The 20492-nt window shown below is 60.9% G+C and carries 18 protein-coding genes; 5 read left to right on the forward strand and 13 right to left on the reverse strand.

Going from position 1 to position 20492, the window contains the following annotated elements; translation table 11 throughout:
* From G5221_RS01685 to hypA, 4 genes are all read left to right on the forward strand, one after another.
* Complete coding sequence (locus tag G5221_RS01685) at window positions 1-252, forward strand: HypC/HybG/HupF family hydrogenase formation chaperone (RefSeq protein WP_257697510.1); 252 nt, start codon at window positions 1-3, stop codon at window positions 250-252.
* A complete protein-coding gene (gene hypD, locus G5221_RS01690) occupies window positions 246-1358 on the forward strand; it encodes a hydrogenase formation protein HypD (protein ID WP_421262677.1) in 1113 nt (370 codons plus the stop codon). The genes G5221_RS01685 and hypD overlap by 7 nt, the downstream gene beginning before the upstream one ends.
* The gene (gene hypE, locus G5221_RS01695; RefSeq protein ID WP_421262678.1) at window positions 1355-2359 is read left to right on the forward strand and encodes a hydrogenase expression/formation protein HypE; all 1005 of its coding nucleotides are present in this window, start codon (window positions 1355-1357) and stop codon (window positions 2357-2359) included. The genes hypD and hypE overlap by 4 nt, the downstream gene beginning before the upstream one ends.
* Window positions 2360-2428: 69 nt before the next feature.
* The gene (gene hypA / locus G5221_RS01700; RefSeq protein ID WP_045526958.1) at window positions 2429-2770 is read left to right on the forward strand and encodes a hydrogenase maturation nickel metallochaperone HypA; all 342 of its coding nucleotides are present in this window, start codon (window positions 2429-2431) and stop codon (window positions 2768-2770) included.
* Here hypA and G5221_RS01705 read toward each other — a convergent pair.
* Window positions 2748-3122, reverse strand: a complete 375-nt coding sequence (locus G5221_RS01705) for a hypothetical protein (protein ID WP_421262679.1) — start codon at window positions 3120-3122, stop codon at window positions 2748-2750. The two genes, hypA and G5221_RS01705, sit on opposite strands and share 23 nt — an antisense overlap.
* Between G5221_RS01705 and hypB the strand changes: the two genes are divergently transcribed.
* Entirely contained in the window at window positions 3009-3881 is an 873-nt protein-coding gene (gene hypB, locus G5221_RS01710; RefSeq protein WP_421262810.1) for a hydrogenase nickel incorporation protein HypB, read from the forward strand. The two genes, G5221_RS01705 and hypB, sit on opposite strands and share 114 nt — an antisense overlap.
* A gap of 366 nt (window positions 3882-4247) precedes the next feature.
* On the opposite strand, the gene G5221_RS01715 is transcribed toward hypB, so the two are convergent.
* From G5221_RS01715 to G5221_RS01770, 12 genes are all read right to left on the reverse strand, one after another.
* Entirely contained in the window at window positions 4248-4889 is a 642-nt protein-coding gene (locus G5221_RS01715; RefSeq protein WP_421262680.1) for an ATP-binding cassette domain-containing protein, read from the reverse strand.
* Entirely contained in the window at window positions 4889-5677 is a 789-nt protein-coding gene (locus G5221_RS01720) for an ATP-binding cassette domain-containing protein (protein ID WP_236396172.1), read from the reverse strand. Before G5221_RS01720 ends, G5221_RS01715 begins: the two co-directional genes overlap by 1 nt.
* Window positions 5671-6486 carry an ABC transporter permease gene (locus G5221_RS01725; RefSeq protein WP_421262681.1) on the reverse strand — a complete coding sequence of 272 codons (816 nt, stop codon included), beginning with the start codon at window positions 6484-6486 and terminating at the stop codon, window positions 5671-5673. Before G5221_RS01725 ends, G5221_RS01720 begins: the two co-directional genes overlap by 7 nt.
* Entirely contained in the window at window positions 6476-7486 is a 1011-nt protein-coding gene (locus G5221_RS01730; protein ID WP_216950705.1) for an ABC transporter permease, read from the reverse strand. The genes G5221_RS01725 and G5221_RS01730 overlap by 11 nt, the downstream gene beginning before the upstream one ends.
* Complete coding sequence (locus tag G5221_RS01735) at window positions 7471-9081, reverse strand: ABC transporter substrate-binding protein (protein ID WP_421262682.1); 1611 nt, start codon at window positions 9079-9081, stop codon at window positions 7471-7473. Before G5221_RS01735 ends, G5221_RS01730 begins: the two co-directional genes overlap by 16 nt.
* A 131-nt stretch (window positions 9082-9212) precedes the next feature.
* Complete coding sequence (hybE, locus tag G5221_RS01740) at window positions 9213-9728, reverse strand: hydrogenase-2 assembly chaperone (protein WP_208736284.1); 516 nt, start codon at window positions 9726-9728, stop codon at window positions 9213-9215.
* Window positions 9710-10240, reverse strand: coding sequence for a HyaD/HybD family hydrogenase maturation endopeptidase (locus G5221_RS01745; protein WP_421262683.1), 531 nt, complete (start codon window positions 10238-10240; stop codon window positions 9710-9712). Before G5221_RS01745 ends, hybE begins: the two co-directional genes overlap by 19 nt.
* Entirely contained in the window at window positions 10240-11943 is a 1704-nt protein-coding gene (gene hybC / locus G5221_RS01750; RefSeq protein ID WP_421262684.1) for a hydrogenase 2 large subunit, read from the reverse strand. The genes G5221_RS01745 and hybC overlap by 1 nt, the downstream gene beginning before the upstream one ends.
* On the reverse strand, window positions 11940-13127 hold the full coding sequence (hybB, locus tag G5221_RS01755; protein ID WP_421208417.1) for a Ni/Fe-hydrogenase cytochrome b subunit: 1188 nt from the start codon (window positions 13125-13127) through the stop codon (window positions 11940-11942). Before hybB ends, hybC begins: the two co-directional genes overlap by 4 nt.
* Entirely contained in the window at window positions 13120-14166 is a 1047-nt protein-coding gene (gene hybA / locus G5221_RS01760) for a hydrogenase 2 operon protein HybA (protein WP_115522337.1), read from the reverse strand. Before hybA ends, hybB begins: the two co-directional genes overlap by 8 nt.
* Window positions 14167-14168: 2 nt before the next feature.
* On the reverse strand, window positions 14169-15302 hold the full coding sequence (gene hybO, locus G5221_RS01765; RefSeq protein WP_047435203.1) for a hydrogenase 2 small subunit: 1134 nt from the start codon (window positions 15300-15302) through the stop codon (window positions 14169-14171).
* Between the two features lie 956 nt (window positions 15303-16258).
* Window positions 16259-20287, reverse strand: coding sequence for an ATP-binding protein (locus G5221_RS01770; RefSeq protein ID WP_421262685.1), 4029 nt, complete (start codon window positions 20285-20287; stop codon window positions 16259-16261).
* Window positions 20288-20492: the final 205 nt, after the last annotated feature.

Consider the following 20492-nt stretch of genomic DNA (forward strand, 5'->3'; position numbering starts at 1 on the left):
ATGTGTCTATCCATCCCCTCTCAGGTGGTGCAACTGCACCCCGAAGATAACTGCGTCACCGTCGACACCTTGGGGGTGCAGCGGCGCGTCAGCTGCATGCTGCTCGAAGAGCCCCTCCAGGTGGGCGACTATGTGCTGCTCCATATCGGCTTTGTGATGAGCAAGATTGACGACGAGGAGGCGCAGGCCAGCCTCGAGAGCTTCCGCCAGATGGTGGCCCTGATGCCCAAACAGGATATCTTGCCATGCTGACCTTGAATGACCTCTTTCAGGGCTTTCGCCAGCCCGAGGTGATCCGCGCCCTCGCCGCCCAAATTACAGAACTGGCCAAGGATCTGCCCGAGCCGCTGCGGGTGATGGAGGTGTGCGGCGGCCATACCCACACCATCATGAAGTACGGCCTGCACCAGCTGCTGCCCGCCAGTATCGAGTTTGTCCACGGCCCCGGCTGCCCGGTCTGCATCATGCCCAAAGAGCGCATCGATCAGGCCATCGAGCTGGCGAGTCAACCGAATGTCATTCTGGTCACCCTGGGGGACATGATCCGGGTGCCGGGCTCCAAGGGCACGCTGGCCCAGCAGCGGGCCAAGGGGAGCGATATCCGCCCGGTCTATGACCCCCTCGATGCCCTGCGCATCGCCAAAGAGAATCCGGAGACAACCGTGGTCTTCTTCGCCATCGGTTTCGAGACCTCCACCCCCATGACCGCCGCCTTGCTGGCTGCCGCTGAAGAGCAAGAGGTCGATAACCTCCTGTTTCATATCAACCATGTGCTGGTGCCGCCAGCCATTCATGCGGTGATGGCCGACGGGGTGGCCAAGGTGAACGCCTTTATCGGCCCCTCTCACGTCAGCGTCATCACCGGCGCCGATATCTACCTGCCTATCGTCGATCGCTATCAGGTGCCTGTGGTGGTGAGTGGCTTCGAACCGGTGGATGTGATGGAGGCGCTCTTGATGATGGTGCGCCAGAAGGTGGAGGGTCGCTACGCGCTGGAGGTGCAGTACAGCCGCGCCGTCACCGCCAGTGGCAATAAAGCCGCCCAGCGACTGGTCGAGCGCTTTTTCGAGACCCGCGAGCACTTTCGCTGGCGAGGTCTGGGGGATATCAACGCCTCCGCCCTGCGCCTGCGCGATGCCTTCGCCAAGCGCGATGCGGAGCGTCACTTTGCGCTTAATCAGACTCCCATCGATGACCACAAGGCGTGCCAGTGCGCCGATATCCTGCGCGGCCTGGCCAAGCCAAACCAGTGCACAGTCTTTGGCCGGGGCTGCACCCCGACCCAGCCCATGGGCAGCTGCATGGTCAGCTCCGAAGGGGCCTGCAATGCCTACTACCGATATATGGGGATCCAATGAGAGAAATTCAGTTAAGCCACGGCGGCGGCGGCGTCGAGATGAATCAGCTGATCAACCAGCTCTTCTTTCGCCACTTTGGCAACGAGATCCTGCTGCGCGGTGAAGATGCCGCCCATCTGCCGGTGAGCGGCCCCGTTGCCTTCACCACCGACAGCTTTACCGTCTCGCCGCTCTTCTTCGAGGGGGGCGATATCGGCAAGCTGGCCATCGCCGGCACGGTCAACGATCTCGCCATGATGGGGGCCAAACCCGAGTATCTGAGCGCCAGCTTTATCATCGAGGAGGGGTTCCCCTACGCCGATCTCGCCCGCATCGTCGAGTCGATGGCAGCAGAGCTTGCCAAAAGCGGCGCCCGCATCGTCTGCGGCGACACCAAGGTGGTGCCCAAGGGGGCAGCCGACAAGATCTTTATCAACACCAGCGGGGTCGGCACCTTCCCTCTGCCTGAGCAGAGCAGGGGCATCTCGGTACGCAACCTCAAGGCCGGTGACGCCATTCTGGTGTCGCGGGATATCGGCAGCCACGGCGCCTGCATCCTGATGGCCCGTGACGCCCTGCAACTGGGATCCGATCTCAAGAGCGACTGTACCACCCTCTGGCCGCAGGTCGAAGCGCTGCTGCAGGCTGGCATTACCCCTCACGCCCTGCGCGACGCCACCCGCGGTGGCCTTGCCGCTGTGCTCAACGAATGGAGCAGCGCCTCCGGCGTTGCCATCGAGCTGGAGGAGTCCGCCATTCCAGTGTGCGATCCGGTGCGCGGCCTGTGCGAGCTCTACGGTTTCGAGCCCCATGATCTCGCCAATGAAGGAACCATGGTGCTGGCCCTGCCTGCCGAACAGGCACAGAACGCGCTGGGCATCTTGCGGCAATTCAACCCAGCAGCCAGCCAGATCGGCGTGGTGCAGGCGAGCGATCGCCACAAGGTGATCCTCAACAACCCCTGGGGCAGCCGCCGCTATCTGGAGCTACCGCAGGGGGAGCTGCTGCCGCGGATCTGTTGAGCGGCCATGCCGTTCCGTCAATTACAGGGAGGAGTCACTGCTCCTCCCCATATCGGTTAAGGAGCCACCATGCACGAAATGTCTCTGGCCATGGCCGCCATCGATCTGGCGGCTGAACAGGCCACCCAGCGGGGCTTTACCAGGGTGACCGCCCTCTGGCTCGAGGTCGGCAGCTTCTCCTGCGTCGACCCGGACACCATTGCCTTCTGTTTCGAGGCGGCCGCCAAGGGCACCGCCGTCGAAGGGGCCCAACTGCACTTTCAACACCAGGCGGCAGAGGCCTGGTGTTACGACTGCAACCAGACGGTCACCCTCACCGAGCGCGGGCAAGCCTGCCCCGAGTGTGGTGGGTACAAATTACGAGTCGCGCAGGGTGATAGCCTGCGCATCACCGACATCGAGGTAAGTTGATATGTGTAGCGTATGCGGATGCGGCCAGGCGCGGATCGCCGGCCATGAGCACGATCATGAGCATCATCACGAACATGAACATCACCATGAACATGGTCATGAACACGACCATCATCATGCTCATGACGCCCATCACCATCATGATCACGAGCAGAGCGCGCCGCGCACCCTGATCATTCACCACCACTATCACCATCAGGGGGATGTCCATCACCACTACCACGGGGTGCGGGCTCCCATAAGCTATGAGGGGCATGATCACCCCCATGAGCACCACCATGATCACCCCCACGACCATCATCATGATCATGTCCACTCTCATGACCACGGCCATTCTCACGCACATCCCCATGATCACAGCCACGACCATGACCATGACCATGACCATGACCATGACCATGACCACCAGCAGGGTGATCTGCACTACGGCAAAGGGGAAGCGGGATTGTCGGTGCCCGGCATGGGGCAGCGCCAGCTGATCGCCATCGAGATGGATGTGCTGACCAAGAACAACGCGCTGGCGGCCCACAACCGCGAGCACTTCACAGCTGCCGACCAACTGGTGCTCAATCTCGTCTCTAGCCCGGGGTCAGGCAAAACCACTTTGCTGTGCGAAACCCTGCGCCTGCTGGCCGAAAAACGCCCCTGCGCCGTGATCGAAGGGGATCAGCAGACCAGCGCCGATGCGGATCGCATTCGTGCTACTGGCGTCCCTGCCGTGCAGATCAACACCGGCAAGGGCTGCCATCTGGATGCCAAAATGGTTCACGACGCCTGCCACCAGCTGCCCGCCCATCAAGGAGGCATCCTCTTTATCGAGAACGTGGGCAATCTGGTCTGCCCCGCCAGCTTCGATCTCGGCGAGAAGTACAAGGTAGCGATCCTCTCCGTCACCGAGGGGGAAGAGAAGCCGCTGAAATACCCGGATATGTTCGCCGCTGCCCAGCTGATGGTGATCAACAAGATCGATCTGCTGCCCTACGTCAGCTTTGACGTGGCCCGCTGCATCGAGAACGCCAAACGGGTCAACCCCTATATTCAGGTGATCCAGGTCAGCGCCACTACGGGTGAAGGGATGGATGCCTGGCTTAACTGGCTGGCCAGTGCCTGAACCGGTTAATCGCCGCTGATAAGGGTAGAAAACAAGAGAGGGAGGCTGATGCCTCCCTCTCTTTTATCTGCTTTCTGCGAACCTTGTCAGCAGTTTTGTTTGTACGAATGGCCAGCGCCGCACAAGCACATCCCCTCACCCTAGCCCTCTCCCCAGGGAGAGGGAACCGGTTTGTGGATGCCGCATTCCGCTCCCTGTCTCAACAGGGAAAGGGGAACCTGGCAGTATGCTCGAAATATTCGCCCCAGAGAGCCTGCGTGCATACAACCAGCCCCTGTTTCCCAAACCCCGAGTCTGGCGAGATGGCACCGTCTGCCCCCTTCTCCCCTTGCGGGAGAAGGGCTGGGGATGAGGGGGAACTAACCCTCAAGCCGCATTTTCAGCCAATACACCAGTCACGGGCTGCATCTCACCAAAGCGCAGCACCCGATGGCAGATCTGGCGCAACAGCGCCTGCTGGTGACTGAAGATCACCATGCCAAGCCCGCGCTGTTCGCACTCAATCATCAACTCCCGCCAGAGCTGGCGCTGAATTTGCGGATCCAGCTGGGCAGTCACCTCGTCGGCAATCAGCAGTCGGGTGCGGGGATCGAGGGCGCGCAGCAACGCGATGCGGGCCAGCTCGCCACCGGAGAGCTGACCGGGTTTACGGCCAAGCCATTCGGGCTTGACCATAAAGCGGGCCAGTATGGCCTCATCGGGGCGCCATACATCCCACAACGCCTGCCCGGTGGTGCGATAGGGATTGAAGGTGAGCTCCGGGTGCTGGGGCACCAGCTGGATGGGGTTATAACCTTTTACCTGTTCAGGCACCGGCTGCCCATCCAGCAGGATCTGCCTGCCGGCCCCAACCGGTTGCCAACTCGCCAATACCCGCCCCAGCGTGGTCTTGCCATAACCGCTCGGGGCAGAGATACCGAGCCGCTCCCCCGCTTTCACCGTCAGCGATAACCCCTGCCAGAGGGGACGTTCCCCCTGGGCGATAGTGAGATTTCGTACTTCCAACATCAGGAAACCTCCGGCACAGAGAAGAGCGCATTGAACTCCGGCAGCGCCTGCCAGTGGGCACGGAGCATCTCGCTCCCCTGCCCCTGCCGCAGATGGTGGCAGCTCAAGGTATCGCTCACCTGCCCCTGATGCAGCGCCACAATGCGATCGGCAAAGCGGGCCGCCAGCGCCAGATCGTGGGTCACCCAGAGGATACCGCTACCTTGATTGGCCAATTCACGCAACTGGCCGAGCAGCAGACAAGCCAGCCCCTCGTCGAGCCAGGCGGTGATCTCGTCCGCCAGAATGTAGCGGGCGCCACCAAGGGCCGCAGTGCAGGCCAGAATGCGCTTGGCCATGCCACCGGAGAGCTGGCGCGGATAGCGGTCCAGAGTGGCAGCGGGCAGCTGGTAGCGCAGCAGCTGCTCGCCGAGCCGCTCGCGAGAACCATTCTGGCCGCAGAGACGTGCCGCACGCCCCAGCTGGCGCTCCACCGTCAGCAATGGATTGAGGGCGCTTACCCCCTGCGGCACATAGCAGAGGGTGTGGCCGCGCAGGCTGGCCCTACTGGCATCGCACAGGGGCGTGCCATCGAGGGAGATGCTGCCGCGCATTCGCAGATTGTCCGGTAGTAGGGTCAGAGCGCTTTGCAGCAGCAGGCTCTTGCCCTCGCCGCTCCCCCCCACCAGCGCCACTATCTCCCCCGGTGCCAGTTGCAGGCTGATATCGGTCAGCAATGGCTGCCAGCTGCGTCGCCCCAGCCAGGAGTAGTGGGCCGCCTCTATGGTCACCTGGTCAAAACTCAGCATGGTTCACTCCTGTGCCACAGCAGCTGTTGCAGAGCGCGGGTAGCCTGATCAAACAGCAAAACCAGCAGCAGCAACATCAGCCCCGGGAAGAGGGCCAGCCACCAACCGCCACCGGCCAGATAACGCAGGGCATCGGCCAGCAGCAGGCCCAGCGAGGCCTCGTGGGCCGCCAGCCCAAAACCGAGAAAGCTCAAGGCCGCGCTGTGCAGCACCGCATGGGGAAACATCAGCAGGGTGCCGATAAACCACTGGGGCAACAGCCCCGGCAGCAGGTGGATGCGCCAGCGACGCAGCGCCCCCATCCCCTGACAGCGGGCCAGCACCACATAGTCGCTGCAGGCGATCCGCCGCGCTTCTGCGCAAAGGATCAGCGCCAACTTGGGCCAGTGGGTGAGCGCCACCGCCAGGATCACCCCGCGCATACCGCCCCCCACGGTAAAGCAGATCAAAATCAGCAGCAGCATATGGGGCAGCGCCAGCATGGCGTCGATCACCATTCGCACCGCCGCATCACATCTGGGATGAACGAGCGACACGCTTGCCGCCACCATGGCCAGCAGGCCACTGCAGAGCGCCGTGCTGATGCCAAGCTCCAGACTGGTGAGGGTGCCCTGAAAGGCCCGCAACCAGAGATCCCGCCCCATCTGATCGGTGCCGAACCAGTGGGTCAGCGAGGGGGCTTGCTGGCGCGCCAGCAGATCCATCGGCACATCCTGATGAGAGAGGCTCCAGCCGTAAGTGGCCAGCAGCGCCAATCCGATCAGGGCAAAACCCAGCCGCAGTATCGAGGGAAACGGATTAAACAGCATGCTCACCCTCCCAGCCCCGATTGATGCGGGCCAGCAGCAAACTGGCCACCGTGTTGCCAATAAAGACCAGCAGGGTGCAAAAGAGCACGATTCCCATCAGCAGGGGAATATCGCCCCTGAGCCCCGCATCCACGGTGGCCTGGCCGAGCCCCGGGTAGGAGAAGACCTTCTCGGCCAAGAGCGATCCGCCAATCAGTTCGCCAAGGGAGGCAAACTGCAGGCAGAGCGCCGGGGTCAGGGCATGGCGCAGCACATGAAAACGCAGCATGGGCCAGCCGCCATCGCCCTGAGCGCGGGCGTAGCGGATAAAGTCGCTATCCAGCACCTCGGCCACCCGCGCCCGGGTATGCAGGGCAATGTTGCCCACCCCGAGCAGCGCCAGGGTCGTCACCGGCAGCAACAGATGGCGCGCTCGCATAGCCCAATCTGCCTCATCGGCGGAGAGACCCGGCGTCCAGGCGCAGCAGACCGGCAGTAGTGGCCAATGCACCGCAAACAGGGCGAGCAGCAACAGGCCGACCCAGAAGGTGGGCAGGGAGGCGAGCAGGTAGGCAAAACGGCAAATCAGTCGATCGGGCCAGCGATTGAGATAGCGACCGGCGCAGAGGCCCAGCACAATGCCGAAAAAACCGGAGAGCAGCCAGGCGCCCGCCAGCAGTAGGAAGGAGGCAGCAAAGCGCTGGCCAATGACCTCACCCACCGGTGCGTTGTAGAGCATGGAGTAGCCGAGATCCCCCCGCAGCACCTGGGTAAACCAGTGCCAGTAGCGCAGCCAGAGCGGCTGATCCAGCCCCCAACGGGCGGCGATGCGGGCGTACTGCTCCGGCGGCACATGGAGCAGGTCGTTGCCGATATAGGCCTTGATGGGGTCGATGGGGGAGTAACTCAGCAGCACAAAGGTGGCGACCGAGACCAGACATAACAGCCCTGCCAGACGCAGCAGGGCTTTTAGCAACAGATAACCTGAATGACTCAAGGGCGAACTTACCGGCACGTCCACCGCCAATCCTGCAGGTTGTTGAGGAGTGACCAGCTACCGTGGATTTCCGGCGCCCCCTTGCCAAGGTCGATGCAACGGTTGGCGAGATAGGTGTGCTGCACATTGAGCAGCCAAGCCCAGGCAGCATCTCCCTGCACTCCGGCGCCCGTTTTGCCATCCCACTCCACCTGCTGCCAGAACGGCACGGCCGCCTGCCAGTTCGGGGCATCCAGCGCCTGCTTGAGGTGGCCATCCACCACAGGGTTGCTGTAGTAGCCCGGATTGTAGAACTCCACGCCACCGGAGCCGCTCTGGTAGTGGTGATAGAGCTCCATGGGATCCAGACTCCCCCACCCCATCAGCACCGGATTGGCGTGCATCTCCCGCTCCACCTGCTCCCAGCTGCCGGACTTGAGGCTCACCTCAAGGCCAATGGGTTTGAGCATGGCGCGCACCGCTTCCGCCAGATCCCGGCGGGTACTGTCGCCACTGGTGTACCAGAGGGTAAAGGCGGCTCTCAGGTCACCCTTGCGGCGAATACCGTCACTGCCCATCTTCCAGCCAGCCTCATCGAGCAGGGCGTTGGCATGGGCGGCATCACCATCCTTGAAGGCGGTGGCTTTATTCAGCCAGGGCAAGCCTTCTACCGCGCTGTAGGCGGGGATGGCGTGCCCCTCCAGCAGCTGGTCGGCCAGCAACTTGCGGTCGATGGCGTAGTTGATGGCACGGCGCACCGCCACATCGGCAGTCACGTCGTTGCCGATGGGATAACCCTTGGCATCCTTGCCACCCGCAGGCGGAATAGGGAAAACGATGCCACGGTTCTCGACACTCGGTCGCACCCACAGCTTGAGGGAAGCTGGCACGGTGGGCGCCAGCGACGGGGCGATGCGCACCACATCAAGCTGGCTGCTCTGGGCCGCGGCATAGGCGCTCTCTTCGTCGATAAAGACAAACACCAGCCGTTTGAAGTCATTGTTGCCACCGGCGTAATAGGGGTTCGCCTCTACCACCAGCTGTTGACCGGGTAGGAAGCTCACCAGCCGGTAAGGGCCGGCACCGACCGGCTTTTGGGCATATGCTTTTGCGTCGTAATCCCGCTTCGACACTATCCCCAAAGATCCCAGCACGTTGACGAAGGTGCTCTGGGGAGCACTCAGGGTAATGGCAACTTCGGTAGGCGAGAGCACCTTGGCCGAGACAAAGTTGCCCATGTCGATCTTGCCGCCACCCTTGGCTGCGCTGTTGTAGGTGAAGGCCACATCCTCGGCGGTGAGCGGCGCGCCATTGGAGAATTTCAAATCCGGCTTGAGGCGGATATGCCACCCCTTGCCATCCTGGCTCGGAGTCACCGTTTGGGTGAGCACGTTCTGCCAGCTGAGGTCGGCGTTTTGCTTGAGCAGCGGGCTGTGCAGCAGCAGATAGCTGCCGTGACTCCAGCCAAGCAGAGGGTCAAACCCTTCGGTGGGTTCAGCTCCGATGGCGAGCTTGAGCTCGGCAGGCACAGGTTGGGCTGCGGCCAGCGCCGCGTGAGAGGCAGTGCCCAGCAGCAGAGTCAACAGGGCGGCAGCACTGGTGCCACAGTAATGGCGAAGGGAATTGCGTGGAACAGTCATGGGGATCCTTCTTGTTTTGTACCACTCACGGATCATCACTCAAAAAAGAGGTGGAATGCGTGTCTGAACATGGGAGTGAGGGGCCAAAATGGCCCCCTATTCTAAACTTGATTTCGCGTGAAACCTAGCGACTATGCCGGTTGAGCACGCCGGGCACCGAATAGCCGTCTGCGACCCAGATCCACACCGCCAGCCCCTTGCTGCACCGGCAAGGAGAGCAGCATCTTGAGGGTGCTGCTCACCAGCGCTCGCCCCTCCCCGGCCCCGAGATGGGGATCGAGCGGCGACATCAGGGAGCAGGACAACAGCTGACCACTTTCGGGCAATTCACCCACCATAAAGGTCATGTTGCCGCAGGGGAGCTGCAGGGCGAGCCGATCGCTGTTGCTGCGCACCGGCCAAAGCTGATCCGGCCCCGGCAACACCACCACGCTCAGCATCCAGGGGGTGAGCACACAGCCGAGCCACTGACCTTCAAACAACGTGCACTCCGCCACAATGGGCATGGTGGCGTGATAGAAAGGCAACGCCTGCATCTCTTCACGAGCGATCCGCTCGAACTGGGCTACCAGCAGAGGCGCGGGATTGCTGGCAAAACCGGCAAACTCCTGCGCAGCATCAAGCTCGCTTAAATGAGACTGCGCCATAGGCCCTCCTGCTCTTGTTCAGCTTTCTCCTGCTCAGAGAGCGGAATGGCGGGCGCACCAACGGCAGCCAGCAGGGTCAAAATCCGATCCGTCGCCTCCCCCATGGCAGCCGCCACCACGGGGGTGAGGCCGATGCGGGGTTCGAGGGATTCAGGCTCGACCCCGATCAGGGTGAGCCGCTTGGGCGACTCCCCCGTCATGTGCAGCGCCGAGAGCACATCCGCCAGCCCCAGCTGATGGGGGGATATCTTGCGACCAAACAGGGTCGGGATCTCCTCATCCTTCAGGGTCACGACGGTGCCCGGCGGATTACCGCTGCGCACCGCATCCACCAGAATGATGTGATCGCGACTGGCCATCGTTTCGAGCAGCTCCATGCCGGCGGTACCGCCGTCGAGCAGCTCGATGCCGGGGGCGAAACGGTATTCGCGCCCCAGCCCCTCAACGATGCGCACGCCGACGGCCTCGTCACTCAAGAGCAGGTTGCCCACGCCCAGGATCAAGGTGTTCATCACAGCACCTTCACCTGAGTCGTTTCACCATTTTGGGTATCCACCACATGCACAGCGCAGGACATGCAGGGGTCGAACGAGTGGACGGTGCGCACCACTTCCAGCGGCTTGGCCGGATCGGCTACCGGGGTGCCCACCAGCGATTGCTCGTAGGGGCCGGGTTCATCGTTGAAGTTGCGCGGGCCCGAGTTCCAGGTCGATGGCACCACCGCCTGATAGTTCTCGATCTTGCCGCCCTTGATGACGATCCAGTGGGAGAGCATGCCACGCGGCGCCTCTTCAAAGCCCACCCCGCGAAACTCTTTATCCGCCGGGATCTCGGCCTTGATGTAGGCGGTGGTGTCCCCCTTGCCGATGTTGTCCACCAGCGCCTTCCATTGATGGGACAGGGTATCTTTGAGCACGCAGCAGCGCACCGCGCGACCGATGATGCGACCCATGGTGGAGTGCAGCTGTTCAGTCTTGATGGCAGAGCCGGTGAGCGCCTTGTAGATGCCGTTCAGCTGATCGAAATGCGCCACCGTCTCCGGGTGTTTGGCGGCCAGCTTCACCAAGAGGTCTGCGAGCGGCCCCACCTCCACCACCTTGCCGTAGAAGGTGGGGGATTTGACCCAGGAGTATTTGCCGTCATCCTGCCAGCCGGTGTAGTTCGGCTCGGTCTTGCCCTCCCACGGCTTGAGAGGCTCGTCATCCTTGTACCAGGCGTGCTTGTTGCTCTCGGCGATGCCATCCATCAGCCAGCCATCCTGATGGCTCTCGATGGGGCGATATCCCGCCAGATTGCCATTCTCGATGTAGCCGCCCGGCATCAGGAAGCTGCCGCCGTTGGCGTCGGTGGGGAGCTCCGGCACGCTCAGGTAGTGCTTGGCCCCCTGCCCCAGATTCAGCCACTCGGGGTAGTGCGCGGCTATGATGGCGGCATCCACCTTGTAGACCTGCTCGATAAACTCGCCGAGCCGGTCGATAAAGCTCTTCACATAGAGCAGCCGCTCCAGGTTGAGCACGCTAGGCGCATCCAGATTGATGGGGTTAGCCACGCCGCCCACCGCCAGATTCTGGATGTGCGGGCTCTTGCCCCCCAGAATGGCGACAATGCGGTTGGCATCGCGCTGGCACTCCAGCGCCTGCAGGTAGTGGGCCACGGCGATGAGGTTTACCTCCGGGCTCAGCTTCATCTCCTTGTGACCCCAGTAGCCGTTGGCAAAGATGCCGAGCTGGCCGCTGGCCACCAGTGCGCGGATTTTATCCTGCACCTTGGTCAACTCGTCGGCACTGTTGAGGGACCAGGTTGATACCCCCTTGAGCATGTCCGCCGCTTTTTGCGGATTGGCCTCAAGGGCCGCGGTGATGTCCACCCAGTCCAGCGCGGAGAGCTGATAGAAGTGGACGATGTGATCGTGGATGTTGTGGGCCGCGATGATGAGGTTGCGAATGAATTGGGCGTTGACCGGCACCTTGGCGCCGATGGCGTTCTCCACCGCCCGCACCGAGGCGATGGCGTGGATGGAGGTACATACCCCGCAGATGCGCTGCACTATCATCCAGGCATCGCGCGGGTCGTTGCCCTTGACGATCTCCTCCATCCCGCGCCACATGGTGCCGGACGACCAGGCTTTGGTCACTTTTCCGCCTTCGATTTCGCAGTCGATACGCAGGTGCCCCTCAATGCGGGTGATGGGGTCTATGGTGATACGTTGGCTCATACGTTGGCTTTCCCTCGGGCCTGATAATCTTGGTGAACACGTTCAAGTGATGGCAGTACCGGCAAGAGCCGGATCAACAGCAAATAGGCACACACCTCGATGGCAACAAAGCCCAGAGAGATCAGCACCTCCTCCGCAGAGGGGAAGTAGTGGTAGCCATTGCCGGGGTTGAAGGCGAGCAGGGAGTAATCCAGTCGCCAGAGGGCGGCGCCCAGCAGCATGCTGAGGGCCCCCAGGAACAACATGCGCGAATCCCGGCGGCTCTTGTCCCAGTGGAACACCAGCAGCGGGAATATCATCAGCGCGATCTCGCTCCAGAACATGATGGAGTAGCGATTGAACTCGGAGAGGTAGGCCGACTTGTCGTGGATGACGATCTCGGCAAAGCGCAGCGCCACAAACAGGATCAGGAAGATGTCGATCACCTGGGTCAGCTTGTAGAAGAGCGACTTCTCGTTGGGGCCACGCCCCGCCAGTCCCGCCTGCACCAAGGAGCCCTCAAATACCACGATGGAGAAGCCCATGATAAATGCGGTCAGCAGCGAAAAGACCGGCAGCAACTCGTAGCTTTGCCAGAGCGGATGGATCTTCTCCCCCGCCACTATCATCAACGAGCCCATGGAGGATTGGTGCATGGTGGGCAGCAGAGCCCCCAGCGCCAGCACGAAGAACATGATCTTGTTGAGGCGAATGAGTGACGCCTTCCAACCGAACTTCTCCAGCAGCACGGGAGCGAACTCCAGCGCCATAACCCCGATATAGATGGTCATGCAGACCGCCGTCTCGAACAGCACCGAGGAGGTGTTGAAGTGACCGGGCAGGTAGAAGTACGGCAGGTTCCAGTAACGCCCCACGTCGATGGTGATGGAGAGGCCGCCCAGCGAGTAGCCGAACAGGCTCGCCAACAGGGCCGGTCGCACCAGCGGGTGATACTCGCCCCGGTTGAACACATAGACCGCCCAGGCCAGTGCCCAGCCGCCGCAGGCGAAACCGGTACCGATCAATAGATCGAACGAGATCCAGAGTCCCCAGGGATAACCGCCATTCAGATCGGTGACCGAACCCAGACCGAAGACGAGGCGTTTTAAAATCAACATGCCGCACAGCACGGCAAAGGGGGCCAGCACCAGCACAGGCCAGCTGACCAGCTTGCCGCCGAGGGGATACGCCTTGTGGTTACTCATGATCCTTGCCTCCCTTTGTGGTGCCCTGATCCTTGATCTGCGCACTCCCCTGATCATGGCCATCATCGTGATGGTGATCGTGACCATTCTTGGTGTTGCGGCGAATGAGCACCGAAAGGCCGGTCAGCACCACCATGGGCAGCACCATCCCCTTGTAGAGGGTGTGCTGGATATGCTCGGAGCGGGCACCGGATGAGAGCTCCGGCAAGTCGGGCATGTCGAGCTTGGTATAGGGCACCCCGGCCAGCACCAGCACCTGGGTGCCGCCCCCCTCTTTCTCGCCATAGACGTAAGGCTGGTAGTTGGGCACCTCGTGCAGGTAAGGGTCGTTGGCAGAGAGGGTCTGGCGCGGATAGGCGTACTCACTGCCCGGAGTCGCCAGCAGACGACGCTTGGCCTCGGCCATCAGCTCCTCGCGGGTGCCAAAGATGACGGCGCCGGTGGGGCACACCTCGACGCAGCCGGGCAACTTGCCCTGATCGATCCGCTCAAGCCCCTTCTGGTTGCAGAGCTCGCACTTGTGGATCGCCCCCAGCGGGTTGTCATAGTCATATTTGGGCACATCGAACGGGCAACCCACCATGCAGTAGCGACAGCCGGTGCAGACGCTCGGGTCGTAGTGAACGATGCCTGTCTTGGGATCTTTTTTAAGAGCCTGCACCGGACAGACAGAGACGCAGTTGGGATCGACACAGTGCATGCACTGCTTCTTGATGTAGGCATAGCCATCCACCAGCTGATCCTTGTGCTCGCCAGTGCCGCTCTTCCACACCTGAATGATGTTGTTGGTGTAGGGGGTCAGCTTGTCGTTGTTGGACCAGGTTTGCGCCCCGGCTGGATTGGCCGGATTGCCGTTAAGGCGCTGACACTCCGCCACACAGGCCTGACAGCCGACGCAAAGGGTGGAGTCATACAACATACCGAGCGCGCCGGGAATGGGCGGCTTGTTCTTGGCCGCCGCCAGTGCGGTGCCGGGTACGGCTGTGCCCGCCGCCAGCGCACCGACGGAGGCAAATTTGAGGAAGTTGCGTCTGTTCACGGTTACTCCTCCCGTGATGGGTGCTGCCCGGCTTCGTGGCGCTTCTGCTGGCGACCGAGTTCACGCACCGTCATCAGACTCACCCCCACCAGCACCCCGAGGGCGCCACCGATCAGGCCAGTCGCGGTGGGCGAGGTATAGCCCCCCTCCTGAATTTTCACATCGGGTTTATCCACCCGCGGGGTCGGGTTCTCGACCTTGGCGAGCTGGAAGATCCCCTTGCTAAAACCGACCCCCTGCTCGTTGCAGCCATAACAGGGGTGACCGATGCCGACCGGCCAGATGCCGCCGCCCACATCGCAGAACTCCAGGGTCGAGCAGTTGCCGTAGGTCTCCGGCCCCTTGCAGCCCAGATGGTAGAGACACCAGCCCTGCCGGTGGCCCTCATCGCCAAACTCCTTGGCAAAACGCCCTGCATCGAAGTGCGGACGGCGCTCGCAGTTCTCGTGGATCAGCCGCTCATAGGCAAACAGCGGACGCTTCTTGCTATCCAGCGCCGGCAGCTTGCCGTAGGTGATGTAGTAGGCAACCGTGGTGAGGAAGTTGTGGGGATTGGGCGGGCAGCCCGGGATATTGATGATTGGGGTGCCGATATTGCCGAGGGCTTCTTCGAGACTGACGGCACCGGTCGGGTTGCCGCCGCTAGCAGGCACACCGCCCCAGGCGGCGCAGGAGCCGATGGCGATGACGGCAGCGGCATCACTGGCGGCACGGCGAATATGGTCGACGATAGGCTCACCGGCCACCATGCAGTAGACACCACCATCTTTGAGCGGAATGGAGCCATCCACCACCAGCACATACTTGCCTTTATAGCGCTTGATGGCGTTGTGCTTGTTCTCTTCCGCCTGATGACCAAAGGCCGCCGAGAGCACCTCGTGGTACTCCAACGAAATGGTGTTGAGGATCAGGTTCTCGATGGTGGGGTGAGTGGCGCGCAGCAGCGATTCGGTACAACCGGTGCACTCCTGCGCCCCAATCCAGATCACCGGCGGCCGCTCGGGGCTGGTGAGCGCGGTGGCCATCTTGGCGACGGCATGCTGACTTAATCCCAAGGTTGCGGCCATCCCGGCACACAATTTCATAAAATCACGGCGATTAATCCCATGAGCCGATAAAAAATTATCCTCGACCATTCTAGTTATTCCCGTAGTGAGCACTTGTTTGGTAAATGCTTAATAGGAGAAATGCTAAGGACTCACCCACATCACAGTATTGATCTCTATCAACTTCGACCGGCTTCCCCCTATTTACATAGCGAGCCACATCACAAACAGAATTAATTACCCCCAAAGAGATATTTAGCAACTCCGTAAATTTTATGAACTTAATTGGATATTAAATAATTAATCGCCGCATATCCTCTCTTTCACTGTGAGCCAAATTAACATGATTGAAATCTTGGCTATACCGCTCATTTCACAATACTGATGCCCACCAATAAATGATCCATTGAATATATCTTTACTCATCTCATTGCATATTCCATACAGTCATCCACGGAACAACCTCCTGACTTGCCTCCCCATACCAGAACTGTCTCACGGCCAGCTACCACCGGTAGCAAGCACGGCCTGCACGGCACGGTTTACCTGCATGTCGCTTGGTTTCAGTTTGCATTTTACCTGCGCTTCAGTGCGACACGTTCTACTGCAAGCCCACACAGCACAACCCCGCTTGGCCTCCCTGCCCGTTTAACACAGCTTAATGAAAAGATGCCGCCGAGGTATGCATATCAATACGCTCCCCCCACTCTTTATTGTCTTGGATGCTGGTGAGTAAAATATCGCACTCACGGATATGTTTACGCATCATCGTGAATCTGCATTCAAATTAATGGTAAGAGAAAAGGCAAGGTGGAAGGCTGCCTGCAACATAGTGATCATATTTAACTCGTGATGCATTCGCTCATCCGGTTACAGATGTTACCGCCCACCTTCACACTATTTACCTTCACGTCACCCAGCGTAATTAACCAGAGCGTAAATATCCATATCTATCGATATAGATGATAATTGTTCTTGTTCAATGGCAACCCTAAAAAATGAGTTGGGATGACAATGAACATGACAAGCGATAAGGGTGTTAACCATCACCCAAGCAGTGGTGCCAGCAACTGCAGCGCCTTATCGAACTCGAACTCGTTGACCGCCCGGCTCACCTCTTGAAATGCAGCACGCAGCGGCAATGCACTGCCAGCCAGATCAGCCTCAATCTGCTGACAAAGCGCCAACGCCTGGGCATCGCTCTGTGCCAGCAAGGCCCCCAACTGCTGGAGTTGCGCCGCCAGCATCCCGGCATCGATGCCTCGGGAAGCGCCCATCGTCACAGGGGACACTGCCAGCGCGGCTTCCAGCCCAGACAGCAGGGGCTTCAGCTCGGCCATCAGGGATGGCAAGCGGGTTGCGACCCCTGCATCATCCCCCTCTTCACCGGCTTGCTCGAGCAGCGCCGCCTGCTCCGCCACACCGGTCGCCCCTATGGTGCTGGCACTGCCCTTGAGAGTGTGAACCAGACGCCGGGCCGTGACTTTGTCATCCGAGGCCCACGCCGAGTGGAAACTGGCTTCAAACCCCTGCTGCCCGTTACAAAAGCGCTGCAACATATTGCGGTAGAGCACACTGTCGCCCCCCATCACGGCCATGCCCCGCTGCGCGTCAAGGCCGGGCACGCCTTGCCAAGGGGTCGCATCGTCAGTCACCTGCAACTTGCTGGCGGCAGCCAGAGGTCTGGCAGGTGTGATCCAGTGCGAGAGGGTCGCCAGCAACAGCGGCATATTCAAGGGTTTGGCGATATGGTCATTCATGCCTGCCGCCAGCGCCTTCTCTTTATCCCCGACCATGGTGCTGGCTGTCATGGCGATAATGGGGATCCGGGCCAGCGTCGGATCGGCGCGGATCAACCGGGTCGCGGTGTACCCGTCCATCACCGGCATCTGGCAATCCATCAGGATACCGTCAAACCCGCGATCTTGCGCCAGCAGGGCGAGCGCCTGTGCCCCATCGCAAGCACAGACCAGGGAGATCTGCTCCTTGCCCAGCAGGGCCAGCGCCACCTCCCGGTTCATGTCGTTATCATCCACCAACAGCAGACGAGCCCCCGCCAGCCCATGAGCGGGCAGCGCAACCTGATGATAGGGGCTTGCATCCGATAACGCCTCTCGTCCCACGGCATCGCCCCCCTGCGCCTTACACAATGCCTGACACAGTGCCTGCGGGGTAAACGGATGGGCCAGCACATCACACGGCGCCAACCCCAGCGCAACAACATAGCTGGCAAGCGGTGCGGGATCGCCCGAGGTGATCAGCAAGATCGCGGGCGGCGCTGCCAGCGTGTCAACCTCCTGCAGCACCTCTGACAACCAGCTCTCCCCCTCCAGCCAGCCCAGCACAACTCGATCACAGGGTTTGCCCGCCGCGATGCCTTGATGCAGCAGTGCCAGCACTGCGGCGGGCTCGTCCGCGCAGACAAGCTCAACAGGCAGCGCCGCCAGCTGGTGGAGAATGGCCGCTCGCGAAGCAGGACACGACTCCAGCAACAGCAGACGCTGCGGCGCCAGCGGCATGGCCACACGTTGCTCTTTCTCCTTACCCTGATCCGCCAGGGTGGCGAGACAGATACGGAAGTGGAACTCGCTGCCCTGCCCCGGGGCGCTCTCCACCCGGATCTCACCGTCCATCAGTTGCACCAGATTGTTCGTGATGGCCAAACCAAGACCGGTGCCACCATATTTGCGGGTGGTCGAGCTGTCCGCCTGTTCAAAGGAGTGGAAGAGACGCTGGCACTGCTCGGCTGTCATGCCGATACCGCTATCCTGCACACTGCCCTGCAGCCAGATCTTGCCATCTCGCTCGTTACTGCGTGCCAGCCGGACAATCACCTCTCCCTGCTCGGTGAACTTGATGGCATTGCTGGTCAGGTTGAGCAGGATCTGGCCAAGCCGCAGGGGATCGCCGCACAAACGGTCAGGCAGATCAGCGGCCAGATCGAACAGCAGCGCCAGCCCCTTTTCCCGCGCCCGAAACGCCGTAAGATCCGCCAGCCACTCGAACACCTCGTTGAGCTGGAAATCCACCTTCTCCAGTTGCAACTTGCCCGCCTCCATCTTGGAAAAGTCAAGGATGTCGTTGAGGATCCCGAGCAGGTTGTTCGCCGCTCTGTCTATCTTGCTCACATAGTTGTGCTGCTCGGGGGAGAGGTTGGTTTGCAGCACCAGATGGGCCATACCGATGATGGCATTCATTGGCGTGCGGATCTCATGGCTCATGTTGGCCAAAAATTCGCTCTTGGTTCGGGTGGCATCTTCGGCGATCTGCCTAGCTTCTAGCATGGCGGCCTCAGCCTGCTTGCGGTCGCTGAAATCGAAGATGATCCCGTCCAGATAGACGGCCTTACCCTCGGCATCATAGGTGGCGAGTCCGATGGAGTAGACCCAGCGGAGCTGACCCCAGCGATCGAAGATGCGGTACTCGTTGATGTATTGCCGGTGTTCGGCAATGGCCTCGATGGTGTTGCGGTTGCTCAGTTCGAGGTCATCGGGATGGATCAAGTCACCAAAATCGCGGCTGTTATCGACAAAATCGCTGGCGGGATAGCCGGTTAATTTTTCCGCCTCGTCGCTGACGAACAACATGGTCCAGGGATGATGAGGCAAGCAGCGATAGACCATACCCGGTACGTTGCGCACCATGGACTGGATCCGCTGCTCGCTCTCGTGCAGCCGCTGGCGATCTGCCGCTATCCGGTCATGAGCCTCCCGCATGGCCTGCTCGGCGGCACGGATCGGGGTGATGTCGACCAAGCTGCCGACCGCACCGCTTCGCTCGCTCTCGGCAAGCTCGATCCCCGAGAGAAAATAGAGCATGTCCAGAGGACGGCCATCCGGCGAAAACAGGCGCACCTCATGCTGCGTTCTGGCCTGACTGCCCGCCACCCTTTGCAAGGTGTTACCCTCATCCACCGCATCCAGTCCGGCCAGTTGCGGCAACTCCGCCAGCCGCTTGCCTTCGACCGGCCGGGCGCCACCAAATGCGCTGGTAAAGGCGCGATTCACCCCCAGCAGGCGCCCCTGATTGTCGGTATAGAAGAGAGGATGTGGCAGGGTATCGATCAACGCCTGCTGGAAGGCAAACTGCTCGTTGCGCTCGCGAATGCTGCGGCGACGCAACATCCGCCCCTGCCAGAGCAGGGCCGAGCTCAGACATATCAACAGGGCGGTGCCGAACAAGGCCACTCGCCGCCATCCTGACACGGCCTGTTCCACATTGCCCAACAGCAGCAGCGTCCACTGCCCTTTGGCATCGTGCCACTCGATAGGCATGCGGCTCACCAGATAGCTATCTTTCCCTATCCGAACTTCACTGCCATCGAGTGCAGGCAGGATCACCGGTTTGCGATCCGGGGCAAAGTAGTGTCCATATAGGCGAGAGGCAAAGAGCTGCTGTTGCCTGGCGGCAGAGTTCGGTCCCACCACCGCCATTTGCCAATCGCTCTTGTTGCTGGCCATCACCACTCCATCTGGCGAGACCAGCAAACCGATGGTATCGCCCCACCCGGCCAGAAAGGTATCGAGCAGCGCCATCTCGTAACGCGCCACCACCACCCCAGTAATGTCGCTTCCTTGCGCCCGATCGTGAGAGACTGGCGCCGCCACATAGATCATCCGCTTGCCGGTATTGAGGCTAACCCCGGCATCTACTGTTTCCAGCCCCTTGAGCCCTTGCCTGAAGTAGGAGCGAAACGACACATCCTGCCCGACGACATGGCGGCCAAGCGCATCCCAATCACGGACAATCACCCCTGCTTTATTGGTAACAAAGGCATGATTGGCCTTCACCCCCTGCGCCAACACCTGCAGAGCTTCGCTCGGGCTCAGCTCCCCCCGCTCGAGCAGTGACGATTGCTGGATCTCGCGGTTGAGGCGGCCAGCCAGTTGCACCGCCCCCATCCCCTTGCTTGAGAGGGTCAGTTGCTGCAGATTGTCGCCCTCGCGCTGAATGCGGGTATCCAGCGACTGGCGATACTCCTGCCGCTCCAGCTCCAGATAGAAGGCATCGACCAGCGTGGCCAACATCAGGGAGAGCAACAGCACGGCAGTAATGTGCCAGAGACGCGATTTCATGGTTGACAGCATGCTCCATCGTTCTGCCTGACCATCATCAGCACCGCCTCACAGGAGAAGACGTGCAATAAAAGGCACTCACCGAGCAGCGTATTCATCAAATTGTGGCAGCCACTCTTATCATCAACCAGCAGCACCATAGGATGAGCCGCGCTCGGGGCAAGATGTTCCATATCTCGTGATTCTCCCTGCCAAGATGGAGGAT

This window comes from Aeromonas sp. 602200 (assembly GCF_049173895.1).
GTDB lineage: Bacteria > Pseudomonadota > Gammaproteobacteria > Enterobacterales > Aeromonadaceae > Aeromonas > Aeromonas veronii_A.